We start from the raw sequence: 18,575 nt of genomic DNA, 5'->3' as shown, positions 1-18,575 counted from the left end.
GATGCTGCCTTTAACCATTCGTCTAATAGTCATATGCGCGCTGCTGTGGCTAGCAGTATTTGACATTCGATTCCGGCGTTTGCCCACGACGGTGGTATTGACCGTAGGCGCGCTGTTTTTTGTCGAAGCATTGATTATCAAGATGCCACTCGTCGATGTTATGCAACATGTCTTGCTTGCGTTTGGCGTGTTTCTGTTTTGCGCCCTCTTGTTCGCTGCAAACTTGCTGGGTGGAGGTGATGCAAAACTTGCAGCAGTGATTTTTCTTTGGGTCGGACTAACCTTGTCGATTCCCGCGCTGACATTGATTTCCGTCATTGGGACGCTGGTATCGCTCGTCAGCTTTGCCACGAAACGCATGAATCCCGAGCACCACTCACACCCGATGCGAGCACTCGCGATGTTTTCCGGCACACGTGGCGTGCCTTATGGAGTTGCACTTGCGCTAGGCGGCGGAACGGTGATCGTGCTGCAAGTTTTGCTCCCAATGTTATTGACGCGATAGGCGGCGTCCCTATGTCCAACATCATCAAATTCAGCGTGCTTCTGGTGGGTGCAGTCCTGATCGCGTTGATCGTGCGTGTCGTCGTGGTGAGTGCGTCGCACTCGACGTCCAAGCCGGTTACCACAGAAAAGGTCCTCGTCAGCGCAGCGGATCTGCCGCAAGGACTGTTGCTGCGCGACGAAGACCTTACGTGGAAAAAGTTCCCTGTCGATAGCATTCCGCCCAACGCGATCATTTCCGGTGCGCCGGGCGCCGCTGACCTGAAAGGTGCACTGCTACGACACCCGGCAGTGATCGGCACGGTCCTCGTGTCTGACGACGTCATCTTGCCGAACGCGCCCGGCTTTCTTGCGGCGACGCTCAAGCCTGAGATGCGCGCGGTATCTGTTGCCGTAGACGACGTGTCGGGAAACGCCGGTCTGATTCAGCCCGGTGATTATGTAGACCTGTTGCTGACGCAGCAAATGGAGCGACGCACGGATTCGCCGGATCTGGCGGTATCGAGTGAGACGGTGGTCGAGCATGTGCGCGTGCTTGCAGTGGGTTCGGAAATCAAACGTCCAAAGACGGGCGATGCACCCGATGCCAACAACCGCGCCCGTACAGTCACCCTGGAAGTTACGCCGCATATGGGCGAAGTCGTCGCGGTTGCCGCGAGGCTCGGCAGCCTTTCGCTCGCACTGCGCAGCTTCGCAACCGTGACGCGAGACCCGGCGGCGCCTTTCGCAGGAAGCGCAGCGATGTCAGCACCCGTATGGGCCGGCGACATCTCGCGTGCGGTACGCGACTTGCCGCGGGCACGCGTGATCCAGGCCACTTCATCGTCTAGATCGACCGCGTCGATCCCCGCAATGCCCCGCGCGGTAACGATTTACAGAGGTTCTGAAAAAGCAGACGCGACGACAAACGTTGCCCAGGCCAACAGCACGCCGGCGCCCGGCGATGTGCCGCCATTGCCTGCCATACCTACACCGCGCTGATGCACGCGCAAACCGGTGGAATCGTGTCCACTCGCCAGGATAGAAAGTCATGAAACTGCAGTCCGGTTCGATTCGAAAGGAACTTGGGGCGATCGCCTTCGCTGCCGCGTGCGGCGCGTTATGCGTCGTGCCCGCATTTGCCGCGTCGCCCGTACCGTCATCACGAGCCACGCATGAACTCGCGCGCCCTGGCACGCTCCGTTCAACTGCTGTTCCGGATAACACGTACGCCAATGCACCTGCGGATCCGGCGCAAGGCACGCTCGAAGTCGGCGCGGGCAAGGGTGTACTGGTTCGCCTCAACGAGGACGCAGTGTCGGTGTTCGTCGCTGATCCGAACGTGGCCGATGTGCATGTACCGTCACCGAAAGCGGTGTTCGTACTGGGCAAGAAGGCCGGCACCACGACGCTCTATGTGCTTGGCACGAACAACAAGACGCTTGTTCAACGCACCGTGTACGTGGGACGCGATATGGACTCGCTGCGCACGATGATCGCCGCTCGTTTCCCGAACATGAATGTGCAGTTGACAACCGGTCAGGGCTCGCTGATGGTGACGGGACAAGCCCCGAATTCGACCGACGCCGATGCCGTTGTTGATTCACTTACGCCTTATCTCGCGGAAAAGGAAGTGTTGGTCAACCGCATGGCAATCGACCGTCCGTTGCAGGTGCAACTGCGCGTGCGGATTACGGAAGTTGATCGCAATGTCACGCAGCAGTTAGGCATCAACTGGCAGGCGATGGGCAACGCGGTAGGAAATATCTACGGCGGGATTTTCAGCGGCCGCTCGATCTATAACCTCAACCAGCCGCTTACGAACGCGGCCGGTGGCACCACCTACCCCGTCAACTTACCGACAAATAACGCTTATTCGTTATTCGGCGCATTCAAGACGAACAATGTCGATATCCGAGCGCTTGTCGATGCGCTGAATCAGGAAGGCCTGCTGACGGTGCTAGCAGAACCGAACCTCGTGGCACTCTCGGGACAGACAGCGAGCTTTCTCGCGGGCGGCGAATTCCCGATTCCGGTATCGCAGACCAACGGCGCGATTTCGGTTGAATTCAAGCAGTTTGGTGTAAAGCTGGATTTCACGCCGACCGTGTTGAACGATCACCGCATCAGCCTCAAGGTACGTCCGGAAGTCAGTCAGATCGATACGTCGGTGAGTGTCACCACGGGCGGCATCACGGTGCCGGGACTGAGCGTTCGTCGTGCCGATACCACCGTGGAACTCGGAAGCGGCCAAAGCTTCGCCATTGGCGGGCTGCTCCAGAGCAATACAACGGACATCATTTCCCAGGTCCCGGGCATGGGCTCGATTCCGATTCTGGGCAAACTGTTTTCATCGACGAACTATCAGAACAACAAGACCGAGCTGGTCATCATGGTCACGCCGTATCTGGTCGAGCCAACGGACCCGTCGAAACTGCGCTCGCCGCTGGAATCGCTGACGTCGCCGAGCAATGACGTCGAATACAGCTTCAGCCGTCAAGCCGGCGCACCGGCCGGCGCCGCACAACCGCGTCTTGTCGGCGCAGCCGGTTACGTTTACTGAGCCAGACACCATGAAATTTGCCCGTCTCACCCTTATTCTCGTGTGTACATTTGCTGTTGGACTCAGCGGCTGTTTCAAGCCGCCGCGCGGCATGCCCGACCAGACGACAATCGGCTTCGATGGCAAGTTGGCGCTGGCGCCTGACTGCGACAGCCTTTCACGCCCTTCCGTGCTGACGGACGCCGGCTGGCACCGGCCGAGCATGCAATGGGGCTGCGCAACCTATACCAATCTGGCCGCCCAGATCGCGAACCCAAAGGACCTGGTCGCGCCTGAGAAACTCGGACCGGCCGACGCAGCCGTAGCGGCGAGCGCCGTGCACCGTTACAAGAATGGCCGGGTCATTCCGCTAGACACCGCGACATCGCGCGATTCCAAGTGACGACCGTCACCGACACTTGCGAGAAAAACACATGAGCACAACAGAGTTCAGGGTATCGAAAGCGAAATCGGGCGCGCGGGTCGCCGACTTCATCGCGTTCGTGACAGACCGGATGACCGAGCAGATCCTCAAGAGCTTCGTTCTGGAGGAGGCAATGCCGCACGTGCATATTGTCCTCGGGAACATTGATGAAGCGATCGCATATCTGTCGAAGATAGAACGCTCGCCGCAATTCCTGCTGGTCGATCTGCATGGCTCGACCATGCCCCTGTCCGATCTCGGCCGGCTGGCTGAAGTCTGTGAGCCGTCGGTACAGGTAGTCGCGCTTGGCGAGCGCAACGACGTCGGACTGTTCCGCAGCCTGCTGAAACTTGGGGTACGCGACTATCTCGTCAAGCCGCTGACCGTCGAACTGCTCAAGCGGACCTTGAGCGTGCAGGACGGCAAGGTCAACCCTGTGACCATGACGCGCGCCGGCAAGACCATAGCGTTTGCGGGTGCGCGCGGCGGCGTGGGGGTAACGACGCTCGCGCTCAACGTGGCGCGTCATCTCGCTGAAGAGACGCATCGTCGGGTCGCCTATGTCGACCTGAATATCCACGGCGGCGCGGCGAACAGCATGCTCGGCATCCAGAGCAACAACGGCCTCACCGATGTCCTGCACAACGTGAACCGGCTCGATCCGCAGTATGTCGAGCGCACGCTGGTCGCAAAGAGCCGCCGTCTGTTCGTGCTGTCTTCGGAACTCGACCTGGGTGCAACGGCGCCGTTCGAGGCGGCCGCGCTTCCGCGCGTGCTAGACCTGCTGTGCGACAGTTTTCACTACGTCATCCTGGACATCGATACGCCTTCCACAGTACTCGCCCAGCAAGCTTTCGACCACGCAGCGCGGGTTTATCTGGTCGCTGACCGCACCGTGCATTGCACCCGCGAAAGCATCCGGCTGCTGCGCTTCATCGAAGATCGCGACAACAATCCGCCGACTTCCATATTGCTGAACAATCCTAACTCAGCAACGGCCGGCAAGGTGCAGCCCGCGGATTTCATGCATGCAGTGGGTCGCTCCACGCTCTATGAAGTTCCGTTCGAGACGAAAGCGGTATCGATTGCAGAGAATCTCGGCGAACCGGTCATGGAGAAAGCTCCCGCAGGATTCAATCAAACCATCGCGCGCATTGGCCGGGACCTGACCGGACAACACTCCGCTCCGGAACTCACGTTCTTCCAGAAACTCAAGTTGAGGAAAGGCTGATGTTCGGTCAGAAATTGCTTGCGCAACTCGACACGATACTGTCCGACAGCGACGTTGTCGATCCTCTGGCTTCGCTTGAAGCGGTCATTTCTGCGGCTACGCAGTCGACCGAGGCGTCGCGTCCAGCTATGTCTTCGTCTCCCGCTCCCGCAGCAAGCGACGGCAATGAGACGCTGGTTCGGTCCGAACTGTTCAAGACCATCCGGGCTGCCGTCTTTGCGTCGATGAACGCGTCGGCCGTGGTCGGTAAAGGCCGCGAGCAAATGAAGCCGGGTGTTGAGAAACTCGTCGGTGAGATTGCCGAACGCGAGCGCCTGAATATCACAGTCACCGAGCGCGGGCAGATTGTGGGCGAATTGCTCAACGACATGTTCGGCCTCGGTCCGATCGAACCGCTTCTCGCCGATGAAACCATCACAGACGTGCTGGTCAACGGTCCTGACCAGGTCTACGTGGAGCGCCATGGTCGGCTGGAATTGACGCCCTACAAGTTCCGCGACAACGCGCACGTGATCAACGTGGCCCAGCGCATTGCGGCAGGGGTCGGCCGCCGGGTAGATGAAAGCAGTCCGATGGTCGACGCGCGTCTCGCCGACGGCAGCCGCGTGAACGTCGTACTACCCCCCCTCGCCATTCACGGCGCCACCATCTCAATCCGGAAATTTTCAAAGCGCAACATCACGCTGCACCGGATGGCGCAGCAGGGCAACATGTCGGCGCAGATGGCGAACGTGCTCAAGCTGGCCAGTACCTGCCGCCTGAATATCATCGTGTCGGGCGGTACGGGCTCCGGCAAGACAACGTTGCTCAACGCACTTTCGCATTTCATCGATATAGGCGAACGCACTATAACCATTGAAGATGCGGCCGAATTGCAACTCGTGCAACCACACGTGGTTAGCCTTGAAACGAGGCCTGAAAACGCTGAAGGGCTCGGCGCCATTGCGCAGCGCGATCTCGTTCGCAATGCGCTGCGGATGCGTCCCGACCGGATCATCCTTGGTGAAACGCGCGGACCGGAAGCGTTCGACGTCTTGCAGGCAATGAACACGGGCCATGACGGTTCGATGACCACTATCCACGCAAACACACCGCGTGATGGCATCACGCGACTGGAGAGCATGGTCATGATGGCAAACGGCAACTTGCCGCTACTGTCGATCCGCCGCCAGATTGCAAGCGCCGTTCACATGATCGTGCAGATTGAGCGGATGCGTGACGGCATGCGCCGGATCACGCGCGTTACCGAGCTTGTCGGCATGGAAGGCGACGTAATCATCACGCAGGACCTCTTCACCTTCCGCTACGACACGACGGCCTACAGTGAAGAGGTCAAGGGCGTGTTCGAAGTCGGCGCCATGCGGCCGGCGTTTATCGCGCGAGCCGCCTATTACGGGCTTGAAGACGCCCTGCTTGATGCGATGAAGCCATGAGCACCGTCGACCTCCTGACCATGTGTTCGTTTGCCGCCGCCTTGCTCCTGGGCGTGATGATGTTCGTGTTTCAGGACATTCGTAAGAATCAGCCGGACGCTCGCATCAAGATGCGCATGCACCTCGCATTCGCAACGACTGCCGCCAATAAGAAGACCAGGGGAACGTTTGAGACTGACCTCTTCAATGTAATCAAGAGGGATAACACCGTTACGCGCTGGACCCGGCCAAAACTTGCACGCCTGAATACTGTTGCCGGGACGAAGGGGTTGCGCATCGTGATAGGGGCGGCGATCGCGGGCGAGTTGCTGGCGCTGGCCATGACGACTTTCATGCCGCTGCCGGATATCGCAACGCCCGTCCTGGTGGCGGCATTGCCTGCGCTCGGAGCTGTTCAGGCATATCGTTTTCTGATTGACCGGTTTCGCAAGCGCTTCCTCGATTCGTTCCCCGATGTCATCGACATGATCGTGCGCGCTGTACGTGCCGGGGTACCAGTCACGCACGTGATCGGCTCCGCAGCCGACGAATGCCCCGAACCGTTGCGACAGGAATTCAAGTTAATGAGCGACGCGCTTCAGGTCGGCCTTGATCTAGAGGAAGTGCTGGCGGTTGCAGTCAGGCGTATCGAGATCGCGGACTTCTCGTTTTTCTGCGTATGTCTGCTTTTACAACGTGAAACTGGCGGCCAGCTTGGCGAGACGTTAGAAAACCTCGCAGGTATTGTCCGGACCCGACGCGAAATTCGTCAGAAGACCATGGCACTCACCGGCGAGGCGCGCATAACGACAAAGATCCTGGCCGCGATTCCCGTGGTCATCATGCTAAGCATGTACGCCCTCAACCGGGATTATCTGCTGGTGCTGTTCGGAACACCTGCGGGCCACAAACTGATGACATTCGCGTTCATCTCGATCTCGATTGGACTGATGGTGGTAAAAAAGATGTCCAAACTGGATACATCGCGATGAGCAACGAAAGCATTGAGACGCTCATCAACCTGACGATGTTACTTGCGCTGTTCGCGGGCCTGGCAATCTGGTGGGTGAGCAAACATGGAGGCAAGCGTGGCCGGATTGCAGAGCGCACGCGGACAATGTCGCTCGATCTGCGCACCGAGCATGGTGGCGGCGACCAGTCGGACGAGGCACCAGCGAAACGGGTGAAGATTCTGCTGCGGCTGGCAAAAATTGGTGACAGGCTCCCGCTATTCGATACAAAACACCGGCTGAAGCTCAAAAAAACCATGGTCCGGAGCGGTTATCGTAGCCCGCGTGCGGTGTCGGTTTTGCTTGCGATCAAGTTCCTGTTCGGACTGGGGTGCGCAGCGCTCACTGTCATGCTGGGATCGAACATTCCCGTTGTTGGCGCTTACCCTGCGTTCCGCGGCATCCTGATGCTGGCGGTCTTCATAGCCGGCATGATCGTGCCGGAATACTTCGTCGCGTGGCGTTCGTCGCGCCGCCGCAAGGCCATGGCTGGATGCCTGCCGGACGCGCTTGACCTGCTCGTGATATGCACGAACGCGGGCAACAGTCTGGGCGTCAGTATCAGGCGGGTCGCCGATGAGCTTGCAATGATTTGCCCGCCGCTCTCCGACGAATTCTCCCTGACCGCCGACGAACTCAAGCTCTCCGGCGACAGCACCCGAGCACTGCGGGAACTGGCGGAACGGATCGACTTGCCTTCGATCCGCGCACTGATTTCCACGCTTACACAGTCGCTGCGCTACGGCACGCCAATCTCCTCGGCATTGCGCACCTTGTCGCGCACCGAGCGGCTTGCTCACATTGTCTCGCTCGAAGAAAAAGCCGCAAAGCTCGCACCAAAAATGGTCGTGCCCATGATGCTCTTCATTCTGCCAGCGGTGGTCGCGATTGCGGCCGGTCCGGCTGTCATCCAACTTCTTGCTTATGTGGCCGCACAATGAAAATCGATAAAGCTCAAGACGCCAGTCGCCTGTCCGCGACTGACAGCGCCGCCCGACGTTTCTTCATGCTGACGCTAGGAGTACTTACACTTGCGGCATGCGCCGCCTGCACTACCACGACACGGCAGGTTTCAGAAGTAAGGCCTGTTCTTCAAAACAACACGCCGAGCAGTATGAGCGAGTTGCGGCTTGCGGACTCCGCACTTGACTCGGGCAATATTGAACTTGCGACTACCCTGTTCAACAAGGTGCTGCAGGCTAACCCGAATTCGGTTGCGGGAATTACCGGACTTGGCAACACGCTTTATGCTGTGGGTGACTTCACGCGAGCGGGTGTCTACTACGACCGCGCCATCAAGATCGATGCTGCTGCGGTGACGCCAACGATCGGATCAGCACGCGTGGCGATCCACCAGCGCCGCTTCAACGACGCGATCAGGACATACCGCGACGTACTCTCGCGCGTTCCGAACGATCCGACGGCGTCTGCCGGGCTTGGTGCAGCACTCGACCTGAACAACGATCATGCCGGCGCTCAGGCCGTGCTCAAGCAGGCGCTCGCCGCGAATCCCGGCGACCCCATGTTGAGCGTCAATCTCGGTTTATCACTCATTCTTGGCGGCAATCCGCGCGAGGGCGCCAATGTGTTGCTCGACGTCACGCGATACCCCAGCGCGCCGCCACAGGCCCGCCAAAACCTCGCACTCGCCTATGGACTGATGGGCAATAACGAGGCCGCCGCCGAGATTCTGGGGCATGACCTTCCAAAAGCGTCAGTGCAAGACAACCTGCGTTTCTACGAGATTCAGCGAGCACATCTGTCGCAGGCGGGAGCCGCAGGATTCGCCGAGGTGCAGCCAATACCGGCGGTCGCAATCCAGTCGGCGAGCGTTCGATGAAAGCGCCGGGACCGCGTAGCTTGCGCGCGCTCTTTGCGCGGATGCTCGGCGACAACCGCGGAGTTTCGGCCATTGAATTTGCGATTGTCGGACCAATGGTTTTCATTCTTATCCTCGGCACAGTAGAAATAGCACTGGATATGTTCGTGGATGCATCCGTGCAACTCGCGGCACAAGCCGCGTCGCGGGTCGGGCTGACGACAGTGGATCCGAGTTCAGGAACGCGCTCAGAACAGGCGAAAAAAATCGTGATGACCATTCTTGGACGCTGGCAGAACGTGGGCGCGACCGTAACTATCGCCACGCTGAACTATGGCAACTACGGCAACGTGGGTACCAGCAGCTACACGAATGACCTAGGCACTTTTGGCAACGTTGTCTCGTACAACATCACCGTGACCATGCCAGGCTTCTCTGGTATTCCCCAGCTATTTGGTATGAGTACGCTCACCTTCCAGCGCAATTATCTTGTCCAGAACGAAAAATGAAGAGTCCTTTCCAGCGCCTGCATTTGCAGTCAAGCCCTGCCTCCCTCTCACGTTCGCCGTTGCGAGGTTTCATGCGTGCGGACGGCGGGGCTGTGGCGATAGAGTTTGTACTTATCGCTCCATTGATGCTGCTCCTCCTGCTCGGGTTCACCGAGATGTATCTGTACATGCGGGCGGTTAGTATTGTCGAGCGGACAGCCTTTACGCTCGCCAATTCTGTTGGTCAGATGACGCAAGTAATCAACGATCAGTCCACTACTAACGCGAGCAATCTTGGCGCGGTGTGGCAGGCTGCCACCTTGATCGCCGCACCAACTGATCTCAAGGCAAATGGCGGGATAATTCTCACATCGATTTGCGACACGACAAACAGTTGCGGCGCGAATGTCGTGCAACTGATCCCGCCCACAAAGGGCTCGCCGACGATTGCGTGGGCTCAGAAAGCGTCGTGGATGGGCAAGAACGCGCCGTCTTCCAGGATCACATCCTCAAACCTTCTACCCAGCGGCTGGCCGTTTTATGCAGGTGATTCGGCGACCGCTGTCGAGGTGTTCTACACCTACACACCGTTCGCTATGACAGCCCCTTTTTGGGCTGACGCGCCGCTTACGCAGATTATCTACAAAGTGGTTTACGTACGCCAGCGCTCGGGCCTGCCGCTCACACTCGCCACTTCGGGTTAGCTGTAACGCGCTCTGTAAATATCCGATGACACCTACTCACGAATCCTGCGCACCAGTCGTTGCCTCGCGATCCGTCACAACGTTGATAACCGGAGACAGCGGCGTTGTCACGATGATGTTCGCCGTTTGCGCCAGTCTGATGTTCGGTGTAATGTGCACCGCGCTTGACGCCATCGACTACGAAATGACGCAGGCGCGCATGCAAATGGCGCTTGATGTGGCCACCATCTCTGCCGGCGTGGACCTCGCACATTACGCCGATGCCGCCGGCAAGGACTCCTCTGCGTGGAAGGCGGACGCCCGAGCGTTCTACAACGGCAACATGCCGAAAGGCTACCTCGGCCTCATCATGCCCGACGCGAACTTCAATGCGACAATCAACGGCTCCCCTGCAACCGGGCAGACCATCCAGCTCTCGGCGTCGGGCTCGATCCCCTTGCTCGCACCCATTTTCTTTGGTAAAAACCTGCCAAACGGCGGCAGCGATTCTGGCTCAGGATCGCCGGATACGCCGGACACCACAACGGTGTCCGCCGGCAACTCCGCATTTCGCCTGCCGCAAAGCACGCTGGAGCTCGCGCTGGTGCTCGACAACACCGGGTCGATGAAAGATTACGCCAGCACTGACACCACGCAAGGAAGAAAGATCGATGGGTTGCGTTCCGCGGCCAACGCGCTGGTGTCGAGCGTACTCGGACAGTCGGGAAACCGCTCGTACGTCGGCCTGGTACCCTTCACGACAATGGTCAACGTCGGGGCGTCATTGGCATCCTCAGGCAGTTGGCTTACTCCTGCGGCTAGCGACAACAACAGCTATAACTCGGCGGGCATTTCGTCGAAGTACCAGGCGTCACGTACGGGAACAGGCTGGGCCGGATGCCCGGTGGAACCTCGCGTAGGCAGCGCGAAACAACTTTACCCGAAAGCTTATGCTCCAGCCGACTCTCCGGGCTTCACTCCGTTCTACTACAACGTGCCGCCGCAAGGCTTCAAGATCACAACTTTCGACAACAAGACGAACTGCACGGTCACTAGCGTCAACAACGTGCTCAACGTACCGCTCACCTATCAGACCAACGGCTCGACCAACCTTTGCGGCATAGTCACCTCAACCCCCATCTACGACGCATGGGGCCAGCCGCTCGCCACCGGTAAGACGCCGCCCTCTACGACCACGTGGGATCAGAATGGCAGCGGAGATCCAGACGGCAGTTCCGAGTTGCGACCATGCTCTATCCAACCGGTCCAATTCCTGACGCAGGACATCAATACACTGAACAGCGCGATCAACCAGATGCAGGCCAACGGTTCGACCATCATCCCTACCGGCTTGCTGTGGGGATGGCGCATGGTCTCTTCGGCGTGGTCGCCGCAAGTGTCAGGTTCAAACGGCTGGATATCGTCCGATGCCAACCTGCCCCGCCCTGAAGCGACCACCCAGGGATTGCAACGCGTGGTGATCGTCCTGACCGATGGTGAGAACGACCCGGGCACGGCAAATGGCATCATGCCGTCCCCGTCGTTCAACGGTCTGTCCGGCGTCGGGAACAGCACGCTGACAGCGCCAACAGGCGGCCCGACCAACGGTTCGATGACATCCGTGTCGGACATCAACACGTTCCAGCTTTCTGTCTGCAACGCGATGAAGAACGAAGGCATCACCATTTATTCCATCACGTTCGGGACCTATGGGACCGACTCGGCAAGCAAGCAAGCGCAGCAGACCATGCAAAGCTGCGCGTCACCCGGTAACTACTACCATGCGCCGACCAACGCGGCGCTCACCTCGATCTTCCAGCAGATTGCCGGCAATCTCGGCATCCTGCGGCTGACTCGCTGAGCTTCATGCGGGCGATGCCAAGGCGTCGCCCGTTTGCCCGAAAAATTCAGGTAGTACTTAGGTTTCCTGATGTATATCACTCTGACCAGCGAACTCTCTTTCGTTTCAACACGCTGCTTCTTGTCGGTTAATTATTCTGCCTCGAGCACAAACACAGGCTTACCCACCGGCATCTTTTTCTGCTTGTGCTTGATCCCATTTCAATAACTGCCGTACACCCCGTCAACAACCTCATCTGACTATCAAGATTCTTCTGGCCAGGCCGTTAGAAGCCACATACAACCCGCAACGTAACGTCTTGATGATGAGTAGAAAACGCCATTTGCATCAGTGGATCACCGGCACCGCCAGCATCGCCGCGATGGGACTGCTTTGCGCTTCGTACGTCTCTTCTGCCTTGGCGGAGGACACCCCGGCTCCGGACAACGCACAGCACATGTTCACGCTGAGCGGCTTCGGAACGCTCGGCATGACCCATTCGAGCCTGGACTCGGCCGACTTCACGAGTACCGCATTCGAGCCGAACGGTGCCGGCCATAGCCGCAAGTACGACTTCGCCGACGACAGCAAGATCGGCCTGCAGCTCACCGGCCAGTTCACCGACAAGCTATCGGCTATTGTCCAGATTGTGTCCGAGCATCGCTACAACAATACGTTCGTGCCAACGCTCGAGTGGGCCAACGTCAAGTACGCCATTACGCCGGATCTGAGCGTGCGCGCCGGGCGGATCGAACTGCCCACCTTCCTGAACTCGGATTACCGAAACGTGGGTTATGCAAATCCTTGGGTGCGGGTGCCGATCGAGGTGTACAACACTGTGCCGATCACCAATAGCGACGGCGCGGACATGTCGTACCGGTTACGCCTTGGGAGTGTCGCGAACACGGTTCAACTGCTGTACGGCTATAGCTCGTTTCACGTCAACCCGGGCATGCTCAAGGCATATGGAACCGCGATCACCGGTGTGTTCGATACCGTCGAATACGGCAACCTCACGCTGCACGCCGGATATCTTCACGCCAACGTCAAGCTGGATTTCCTGCCTGAAAAAGAACCGGTGAATGTCTACAGCATCGCCGCGGCTTACGACAGTGGCCCGTGGTTCGTTCAGGGCGAACTCGCACGCGTCACCGTGAACCAGGTCACGCCGGGCTACGTGAGCGGCTATGTGACAGGCGGTTATCGCCTGGGCAAGTTCACGCCGTTCGCCACCTACTCGGCAAGCGCATTCTCTTGACCGCCCCACTCTCGCCTACAACTACAACATGGGGCAGAAGGACATTTCGTTCGGGTTGCGCTGGGACGTCGTCAAGAACGTGGATCTTAAAGTGCAGTACGACCATGTCTGGCTGCCTGCGAATTCAACCGGCTCATTCATCAACTTCCAGCCGAACTATCAACTCGGCAGCGGCACGAATGTGATCAGCGCCGCGCTCGACTTCGTCTTCTGATGAGTGCACCGTGAAAAACGCCCACCAATACATCAGGTCAGCATTGATCGCCATGCTTCTCGGGTTGTCCGGGGAGTCGGCAATGGCCCAGCTCATCGTGGTCGTATCCACCAAGAGCACGCTCACGGCATTGAGCGAACAGCAGATCGCGGACATCTTCCTCGGCCGCGCGGCCTACTTCCCGGGTGGCGGCAGCGCCATACCCGTCGATCTGCCCGAGGATGCAGCCGCGCGCAGCGAGTTCTACCGCAGGATCACGGGGAAGTCCTCTTCGCAGATGAAGGCTTACTGGTCCAAGCTGATTTTCACCGGCCGCGGCCAGCCGCCCCGCGAAGTGCAGGACCCTGCGGCAATCAAGCGAGCGCTTGCCGAGACGCCGAACGCCATTGGATACATGGATTCCCGCGATATCGATGCAAGTGTCAAACCGCTGCTGACGCTCAACTAGCGCAAGGCGGCACGGCATGATAAAGGCGCTCACAAGGCGCCTTGTCCCCCATATATGCAGAATGCGATTTTTTTCCATATCGCGCAGTGAGATACCGGAATTGGCACGATGAACTTCAATCGCCGAGAGTCACCCGCGAAACGCGGCACTTCAGACCGACAGCCGGAACGTGCCATCGATGCAGGCAATGCTGCCGCGAAACGCACGCAATTAGTCGTGCGGGGAACGCGTGCGATCGTGAAACGGCTTGCCGAGGCCTACATCCTGATACCCGTTTTCACGGGCCTGCTGCTTTGCATTGCGTGGGCAGCGGTGTTCCATCTGATTTCGGTTGAAGGCGATGTTGCCGAAGATACGGCTGCGCAGTCGAGCCGTGAGATCGCCGACACCTATGAAGCACAACTGGTGCGCAACCTCAGTTCAATCGACCAGACGCTCAAGACGGTCAAGTACGCCTACGAAACCAACGGCGGCACAGCCATGGACGAGCTGCAGGCGAAGGGCCTGCTGCCGCCGTCCATCGTTTTCCGAGTGTCGGTCGCGGGGGCTGACGGAAGCGTGTTTGCAGCGTCCGGGTCGCATGGGCCCTCGAATGTCTCGACGGACCCGTGCTTCGCGGCATTGCGTGCGCAGATCGATGCATCGATGCCCTGCGTGAGCCGCGTCAGCCTCAATCACGATACTGACACGCCCGAGATCACCTTCAGCCGTCGCCTGGAGCACGCCGATGGCAGCTTCAACGGCAGCGTGATGCTCGCCATGGACCCGGCCTATTTCACGAGCGGTTATGAATATGCCCGCATGGGCGACAAGGGCATGCTGCTGCTCGCCGGGACGGACGGCGTCGTGCGCGCCCAGCAAACGGGCGAGTCCACGTCGTGGGGCAGGTCGATATCGACCGTGGCAATTGCAGTCGCGCAGCAGGCGCTTGCGAGCGGTGCGAGGGTCGGCCCGTGGGACCAGGGCGTGCGGCGTTACACCACCATCCGCGCAATCCACGGCTTTCCGCTGATTGCGATGGTCGGGCTCAGCCAGGGCGAGCAGTTATCGGTTTTTCGCAAGCACAGGCACAACTATGTCCTGTGGACGGCCATTGCCAGCGCCTTGCTGATCGTGCTTGCCGCTGCGCTCAGCCGGTCGAGCTGGCAGCTTGCCGTCAGCCGCCGCCGCGCACGGCAGGCGCAGCAGACCTATTACGCGGCATCGGAAAGAAGCCTCGACGCGTTTTTCGTCTTTCGTTCGGAGCGCGATGGCGCCGGCAATCTTCTCGGCTTCGTCATGACCGACGCCAACCGGCGTGGCAGCGTCGTGCTCGGACTGCCCCGCGAGATGCTGGTTGGCCGCAGTCTCGACGCGATCTTCCCCGATGCGCGCCAGAACGGCATGTTCGATGAATTTGCGGCTGTAGCGGAAACCGGAACGGTCCACGAACACGAATGGATGCACCTGTGTACCGACGACACGAAAGTATGGCTCCAGCGTCAGGTAGTGCGCGTGGACAACGGCGTGGTGGCGATCATGCGCGACATCAGTTCGCGCAAGCGCGCGGAAGTGCGCCGCGCCGAGCACAATCGGGTGCTCGAAATGATCGCGACCAGCACGCCGCTCGAAGAGGTGTTGTCCTATCTTGCAAGCCTGCTCGAATCGCAGATCTCGCGTGTTGCGTGCGTCGCGTTGCTGCGTGACGACGACGGCCTGCATCTGAAACTGGGCGCCGCGCCGGGGCTTTCCGAGCTGTACCGGAAGCGGATCAACGGCTCGCCCGTGAGCCTCGATGCAGGTCCGAGCGGCCGGGCAATTCACACACGCCAACCCGTCTACATTCCGGGCGCAAGCAAGGACCCGGCTTTCATGGAGCAGATGCAGGCGTATGGCTTGAGCGGCTTCCAGGCATGCTGGGCGATTCCCATCCTCGCGCACGACGGCAGCGCCTTGGGCGCGCTCACATTGTTCGCCCAGGACGCGCACGAGCCCAGTGCGATCGAATCGCAAGTCATCGCAATGGGAACCCGCATTGCGGGCATTGCCATCGAACGGCATCGTGCCGAAGAGCGTATCCGGCACATGGCCAATCATGACGCGCTGACAGGCTTGCCCAACCGTACCTTGCTCTCCGACCGCCTGAATCAGGTACTGCTGCATGCGCGGCGATACGAGCGCGGCGTCTCGGTGGTGTTCATCGACCTTGATAACTTCAAGCTCATCAATGACAGCCTCGGGCATCGCGCGGGCGACGATCTGCTGCGCACGGTCGCGGCTCGCATGTCCGATTGCCTGCGCGCAACGGATACGGTGGTTCGTCTTGGCGGCGATGAATTCGTGATCGTCCTGTTTGACGAAGAGCAGAATGGGCCGGGCATCCACAAGACCATCGAGAAGATCCGCGAACGGATCATGGAACCGGTCGAACTGAACGGCGAGCAATATCGGGTGACGTGCAGCATGGGCGTGGCGAGCTATCCGGCCGACGGCGCCAACGCCGAAAGCCTGCTGATGAACGCCGATGCCGCCATGTACCGCGCCAAGGAACTCGGGCGCAACAACTACCAGATGTACACGCACGAGATGAACATCAAGGTGCACGAAAAACTGCGGCTGCAGGAGCAGTTGCGCGTGGCGTTATCGAACGGGGAGTTTCATCTCGAGTATCAGCCGCAAGTCGACCTGCGCACGGAAAGCGTGTTCGGGGTAGAGGCGCTGCTGCGCTGGCAGCATCCGACCGACGGCAACATCTCGCCCGCCACGTTCATTCCGGTTGCGGAGGAGACAGGCCTCATCATTTCCATCGGCGACTGGGTGCTGCACAAGGCCTGCATGCAGAACAAGCTGTGGCAGGACATGGGCTTCGCACCCATGACGGTGTCCGTCAACGTGTCCGCGCGGCAATTCCTGCAGAAGGAACTCGTGTCGCGCGTGGCGCATGCGCTCAGCGAAAGCCGCCTCGATCCGCAGTATCTCGAGCTGGAGCTGACCGAAAGCGTGATCATGCAGGATCTCGACGGCGCGATCGCGACAATGCGGCAGTTGCAGGAGATGGGTGTGCGTTTGTCGATAGACGACTTCGGCACGGGATATTCGAGTCTCAGCGCGTTGAAGCACTTCCCGATCGTGCGCCTCAAGATCGACCAGTCATTCGTTCGCGAACTGCCGGGCAAGGACGATGACCGCGCAATCGCGATGGCCGTGATCTCGCTTGGGCGCCAGTTGAATCTCAAGGTGATCGCGGAAGGCGTGGAAACAGAAACGCAACTCGCCTTCCTTCGCGACAACGCCTGCAACGAGATCCAGGGTTATCACTACAGCAGGCCGTTGAAATCGCACGATCTGGAGCAGCTTCTCAGCCAGCCGTTCGTGTGGCCGGTCGCGGCTGCAGCACTGGTGGATTAGCGTAGTGCGCCGTCTTGGCAGGTGCCTTGAGCACGGTCAGGATGACGGGTCCAGCGCCACACCTGTCCCCGCCTCCGCCTCCGCGCGAAGGAAATCGATCAGGGGATCGAGCATCCTGTGGCGGCGGGTGGGTCCGCGGCGCAAGACAAACCGCCACGAAGCCGGACGTGAAAGCTCTGGAAACAGGCGCACCAGCCGGCCACTGCGCAGTTCCGGCTCGATCAGCGGCGAGCGGCCAAGCGCAAGTCCTGCGCCGCCCACTGCCGCGCCGATCACCTGACTGAAGCTGCTGTAGCGAACAATCTTGGTATCGAAATCGTCAGGCAGCCCGAACTCGGCCGACCAGTTCAGCCAGTTGAGTTCAGGGAAATTTTCGTGCGCCTCCTGCAGCAGGCGGCAACGACACACCGCCGTGGATGCAAACTGATGCAACTCGGGGCTGCATACCGGAAAGACGTCCTCTTGCAAGAGGACGATGTCATCGGGACGCAACGCGTGATCAGCGACATGCACGACAGCGAGGTCTATGTCGTACCGGGCAAAATCCGGCTCGCCATCCTGAATGATGGCGTTGAGCGGCGTCGCGGGATTGGAACCCGAAAATTCGGCAAGACGGCGCGCGAGCCACATGGCGGAGAACGGTGCGTTGGCCGAGACGGTCAGTCGCCTCGCGACGCCCTTGATTTCCGAACATGCGTCTTCCAGCAGTGACAGTGCGCCACTCGCTGCAGGCAGCAGGCTCGCCCCCGCCGCCGTCAGGCGAATCCCGCCGATACCTGTGCTGCGCTCGAGCAGCCGCACGCCCAGCGTATCTTCCAGGCCGCGTATCTGATGACTCACCGCGCTGGTCGATACGTTCAGCTCGGCCGCTGCGCGAGCGAACCCGCCGAGCCGCACCGCCGCCTCGAAGGCCCGGAGCGCTGTCAGAGAAGGAATATTGGACATCGGGGTATTGTAGGATATTCAACACCCCTTGAAAAACCATCTTTTGCCTCGCCCTGCGGCCCAAGGTAAGGTCCTATCGACCGAAGCAGTGACCAACCGGAGGCAGGGATGTATTTCGATGGCAAGTTATGGATGATGATGGCAGGGCTGCGGCTGCGTGTGGCCGGCGCCGTGGCCCTTGGTTTGATCGCCATGGGATTTGGCGTCCTGCGCTTCGTCTTCCTTGGCCGCGTGCTCGCGCTCGCGCTGGAAGGCGCGCCGCTCGGACAAATTGCCCTTGCCGCAGCCGGCACGGTCGCCTGCATGATCCTGCGGGCCTGGCTCGACCATCGGCGGGTCGTGCTGGCGCAGGCAGTCGCTCTCGCGCAGCTTCAATTTCTGTTGTCGGCCA

General features: G+C 59.7%; 18 protein-coding genes. 17 read left to right on the top strand and 1 reads right to left on the bottom strand.

Going from position 1 to position 18,575, the window contains the following annotated elements; genetic code table 11:
- Nucleotide 1 precedes the first annotated feature (1 nt).
- From ACRXB1_RS05665 to ACRXB1_RS05590, 16 genes are all read left to right on the top strand, one after another.
- Complete coding sequence (locus tag ACRXB1_RS05665) at nt 2-505, top strand: A24 family peptidase (protein ID WP_449491413.1); 504 nt, start codon at nt 2-4, stop codon at nt 503-505.
- 11 nt (nt 506-516) lie between these two features.
- Nucleotides 517-1,485: a Flp pilus assembly protein CpaB gene (gene cpaB, locus ACRXB1_RS05660; RefSeq protein WP_449491407.1), complete on the top strand. Its 969-nt coding sequence runs from the start codon at nt 517-519 to the stop codon at nt 1,483-1,485.
- A 49-nt stretch (nt 1,486-1,534) separates the two neighbouring features.
- Complete coding sequence (locus ACRXB1_RS05655; RefSeq protein WP_449491406.1) at nt 1,535-3,046, top strand: type II and III secretion system protein family protein; 1,512 nt, start codon at nt 1,535-1,537, stop codon at nt 3,044-3,046.
- Nucleotides 3,047-3,056: 10 nt separating this feature from the next.
- Entirely contained in the window at nt 3,057-3,428 is a 372-nt protein-coding gene (locus tag ACRXB1_RS05650; protein WP_449491405.1) for a CpaD family pilus assembly lipoprotein, read from the top strand.
- A gap of 31 nt (nt 3,429-3,459) precedes the next feature.
- Nucleotides 3,460-4,680, top strand: coding sequence for an AAA family ATPase (locus tag ACRXB1_RS05645; RefSeq protein WP_449491404.1), 1,221 nt, complete (start codon nt 3,460-3,462; stop codon nt 4,678-4,680).
- On the top strand, nt 4,680-6,113 hold the full coding sequence (locus ACRXB1_RS05640) for a CpaF family protein (RefSeq protein WP_449491403.1): 1,434 nt from the start codon (nt 4,680-4,682) through the stop codon (nt 6,111-6,113). Before ACRXB1_RS05645 ends, ACRXB1_RS05640 begins: the two co-directional genes overlap by 1 nt.
- On the top strand, nt 6,110-7,084 hold the full coding sequence (locus ACRXB1_RS05635; protein WP_449491402.1) for a type II secretion system F family protein: 975 nt from the start codon (nt 6,110-6,112) through the stop codon (nt 7,082-7,084). Before ACRXB1_RS05640 ends, ACRXB1_RS05635 begins: the two co-directional genes overlap by 4 nt.
- Nucleotides 7,081-8,043 carry a type II secretion system F family protein gene (locus ACRXB1_RS05630; protein WP_449491401.1) on the top strand — a complete coding sequence of 321 codons (963 nt, stop codon included), beginning with the start codon at nt 7,081-7,083 and terminating at the stop codon, nt 8,041-8,043. The genes ACRXB1_RS05635 and ACRXB1_RS05630 overlap by 4 nt, the downstream gene beginning before the upstream one ends.
- Nucleotides 8,044-8,216: 173 nt before the next feature.
- Nucleotides 8,217-8,942 (top strand): tetratricopeptide repeat protein, encoded by a 726-nt coding sequence (locus ACRXB1_RS05625; protein WP_449491400.1) that lies wholly within the window; start codon nt 8,217-8,219, stop codon nt 8,940-8,942.
- The gene (locus ACRXB1_RS05620; RefSeq protein ID WP_449491399.1) at nt 8,939-9,430 is read left to right on the top strand and encodes a TadE/TadG family type IV pilus assembly protein; all 492 of its coding nucleotides are present in this window, start codon (nt 8,939-8,941) and stop codon (nt 9,428-9,430) included. The genes ACRXB1_RS05625 and ACRXB1_RS05620 overlap by 4 nt, the downstream gene beginning before the upstream one ends.
- The gene (locus tag ACRXB1_RS05615) at nt 9,427-10,113 is read left to right on the top strand and encodes a TadE/TadG family type IV pilus assembly protein (RefSeq protein WP_449491398.1); all 687 of its coding nucleotides are present in this window, start codon (nt 9,427-9,429) and stop codon (nt 10,111-10,113) included. The genes ACRXB1_RS05620 and ACRXB1_RS05615 overlap by 4 nt, the downstream gene beginning before the upstream one ends.
- Nucleotides 10,114-10,225: 112 nt before the next feature.
- Nucleotides 10,226-11,953: a VWA domain-containing protein gene (locus ACRXB1_RS05610; protein ID WP_449491397.1), complete on the top strand. Its 1,728-nt coding sequence runs from the start codon at nt 10,226-10,228 to the stop codon at nt 11,951-11,953.
- 301 nt (nt 11,954-12,254) lie between these two features.
- A complete protein-coding gene (locus ACRXB1_RS05605; RefSeq protein WP_449491396.1) occupies nt 12,255-13,190 on the top strand; it encodes a hypothetical protein in 936 nt (311 codons plus the stop codon).
- A gap of 28 nt (nt 13,191-13,218) precedes the next feature.
- Nucleotides 13,219-13,404 carry a hypothetical protein gene (locus tag ACRXB1_RS05600; protein WP_449491395.1) on the top strand — a complete coding sequence of 62 codons (186 nt, stop codon included), beginning with the start codon at nt 13,219-13,221 and terminating at the stop codon, nt 13,402-13,404.
- Between the two features lie 10 nt (nt 13,405-13,414).
- The gene (locus ACRXB1_RS05595; RefSeq protein WP_144029358.1) at nt 13,415-13,852 is read left to right on the top strand and encodes a type 2 periplasmic-binding domain-containing protein; all 438 of its coding nucleotides are present in this window, start codon (nt 13,415-13,417) and stop codon (nt 13,850-13,852) included.
- 108 nt (nt 13,853-13,960) lie between these two features.
- On the top strand, nt 13,961-17,239 hold the full coding sequence (locus ACRXB1_RS05590) for a bifunctional diguanylate cyclase/phosphodiesterase (RefSeq protein ID WP_449491394.1): 3,279 nt from the start codon (nt 13,961-13,963) through the stop codon (nt 17,237-17,239).
- A 36-nt stretch (nt 17,240-17,275) separates the two neighbouring features.
- On the opposite strand, the gene ACRXB1_RS05585 is transcribed toward ACRXB1_RS05590, so the two are convergent.
- Nucleotides 17,276-18,184, bottom strand: a complete 909-nt coding sequence (locus ACRXB1_RS05585; protein ID WP_449491393.1) for a LysR family transcriptional regulator — start codon at nt 18,182-18,184, stop codon at nt 17,276-17,278.
- A gap of 108 nt (nt 18,185-18,292) precedes the next feature.
- On the opposite strand from ACRXB1_RS05585, the gene ACRXB1_RS05580 reads away from it, so the two are divergent.
- On the top strand, nt 18,293-18,575 hold a 283-nt coding region (locus ACRXB1_RS05580; RefSeq protein ID WP_449491392.1), incomplete at its 3' end, for a hypothetical protein.

It is taken from the genome of Caballeronia sp. M23-90 (assembly GCF_053574605.1).
The sequence above is the reverse complement of the archived record's forward strand: the minus strand, read 5'-3'. Positions and strand labels throughout refer to the sequence as shown.

Excerpts from the sequence above, each read along its gene's own strand:
- ACRXB1_RS05665 (WP_449491413.1), top strand. The coding sequence starts at position 2 with ATGCTGCCTTTAACCATTCGTCTAATAGTCATATGCGCGCTGCTGTGG.
- cpaB (WP_449491407.1), top strand. The coding sequence starts at position 517 with ATGTCCAACATCATCAAATTCAGCGTGCTTCTGGTGGGTGCAGTCCTG.
- ACRXB1_RS05655 (WP_449491406.1), top strand. The coding sequence starts at position 1,535 with ATGAAACTGCAGTCCGGTTCGATTCGAAAGGAACTTGGGGCGATCGCC.
- ACRXB1_RS05650 (WP_449491405.1), top strand. The coding sequence starts at position 3,057 with ATGAAATTTGCCCGTCTCACCCTTATTCTCGTGTGTACATTTGCTGTT.
- ACRXB1_RS05645 (WP_449491404.1), top strand. The coding sequence starts at position 3,460 with ATGAGCACAACAGAGTTCAGGGTATCGAAAGCGAAATCGGGCGCGCGG.
- ACRXB1_RS05640 (WP_449491403.1), top strand. The coding sequence starts at position 4,680 with ATGTTCGGTCAGAAATTGCTTGCGCAACTCGACACGATACTGTCCGAC.
- ACRXB1_RS05635 (WP_449491402.1), top strand. The coding sequence starts at position 6,110 with ATGAGCACCGTCGACCTCCTGACCATGTGTTCGTTTGCCGCCGCCTTG.
- ACRXB1_RS05630 (WP_449491401.1), top strand. The coding sequence starts at position 7,081 with ATGAGCAACGAAAGCATTGAGACGCTCATCAACCTGACGATGTTACTT.
- ACRXB1_RS05625 (WP_449491400.1), top strand. The coding sequence starts at position 8,217 with ATGAGCGAGTTGCGGCTTGCGGACTCCGCACTTGACTCGGGCAATATT.
- ACRXB1_RS05620 (WP_449491399.1), top strand. The coding sequence starts at position 8,939 with ATGAAAGCGCCGGGACCGCGTAGCTTGCGCGCGCTCTTTGCGCGGATG.
- ACRXB1_RS05615 (WP_449491398.1), top strand. The coding sequence starts at position 9,427 with ATGAAGAGTCCTTTCCAGCGCCTGCATTTGCAGTCAAGCCCTGCCTCC.
- ACRXB1_RS05610 (WP_449491397.1), top strand. The coding sequence starts at position 10,226 with ATGATGTTCGCCGTTTGCGCCAGTCTGATGTTCGGTGTAATGTGCACC.
- ACRXB1_RS05605 (WP_449491396.1), top strand. The coding sequence starts at position 12,255 with ATGATGAGTAGAAAACGCCATTTGCATCAGTGGATCACCGGCACCGCC.
- ACRXB1_RS05600 (WP_449491395.1), top strand. The coding sequence starts at position 13,219 with ATGGGGCAGAAGGACATTTCGTTCGGGTTGCGCTGGGACGTCGTCAAG.
- ACRXB1_RS05590 (WP_449491394.1), top strand. The coding sequence starts at position 13,961 with ATGAACTTCAATCGCCGAGAGTCACCCGCGAAACGCGGCACTTCAGAC.
- ACRXB1_RS05585 (WP_449491393.1), bottom strand. The coding sequence starts at position 18,184 with ATGTCCAATATTCCTTCTCTGACAGCGCTCCGGGCCTTCGAGGCGGCG.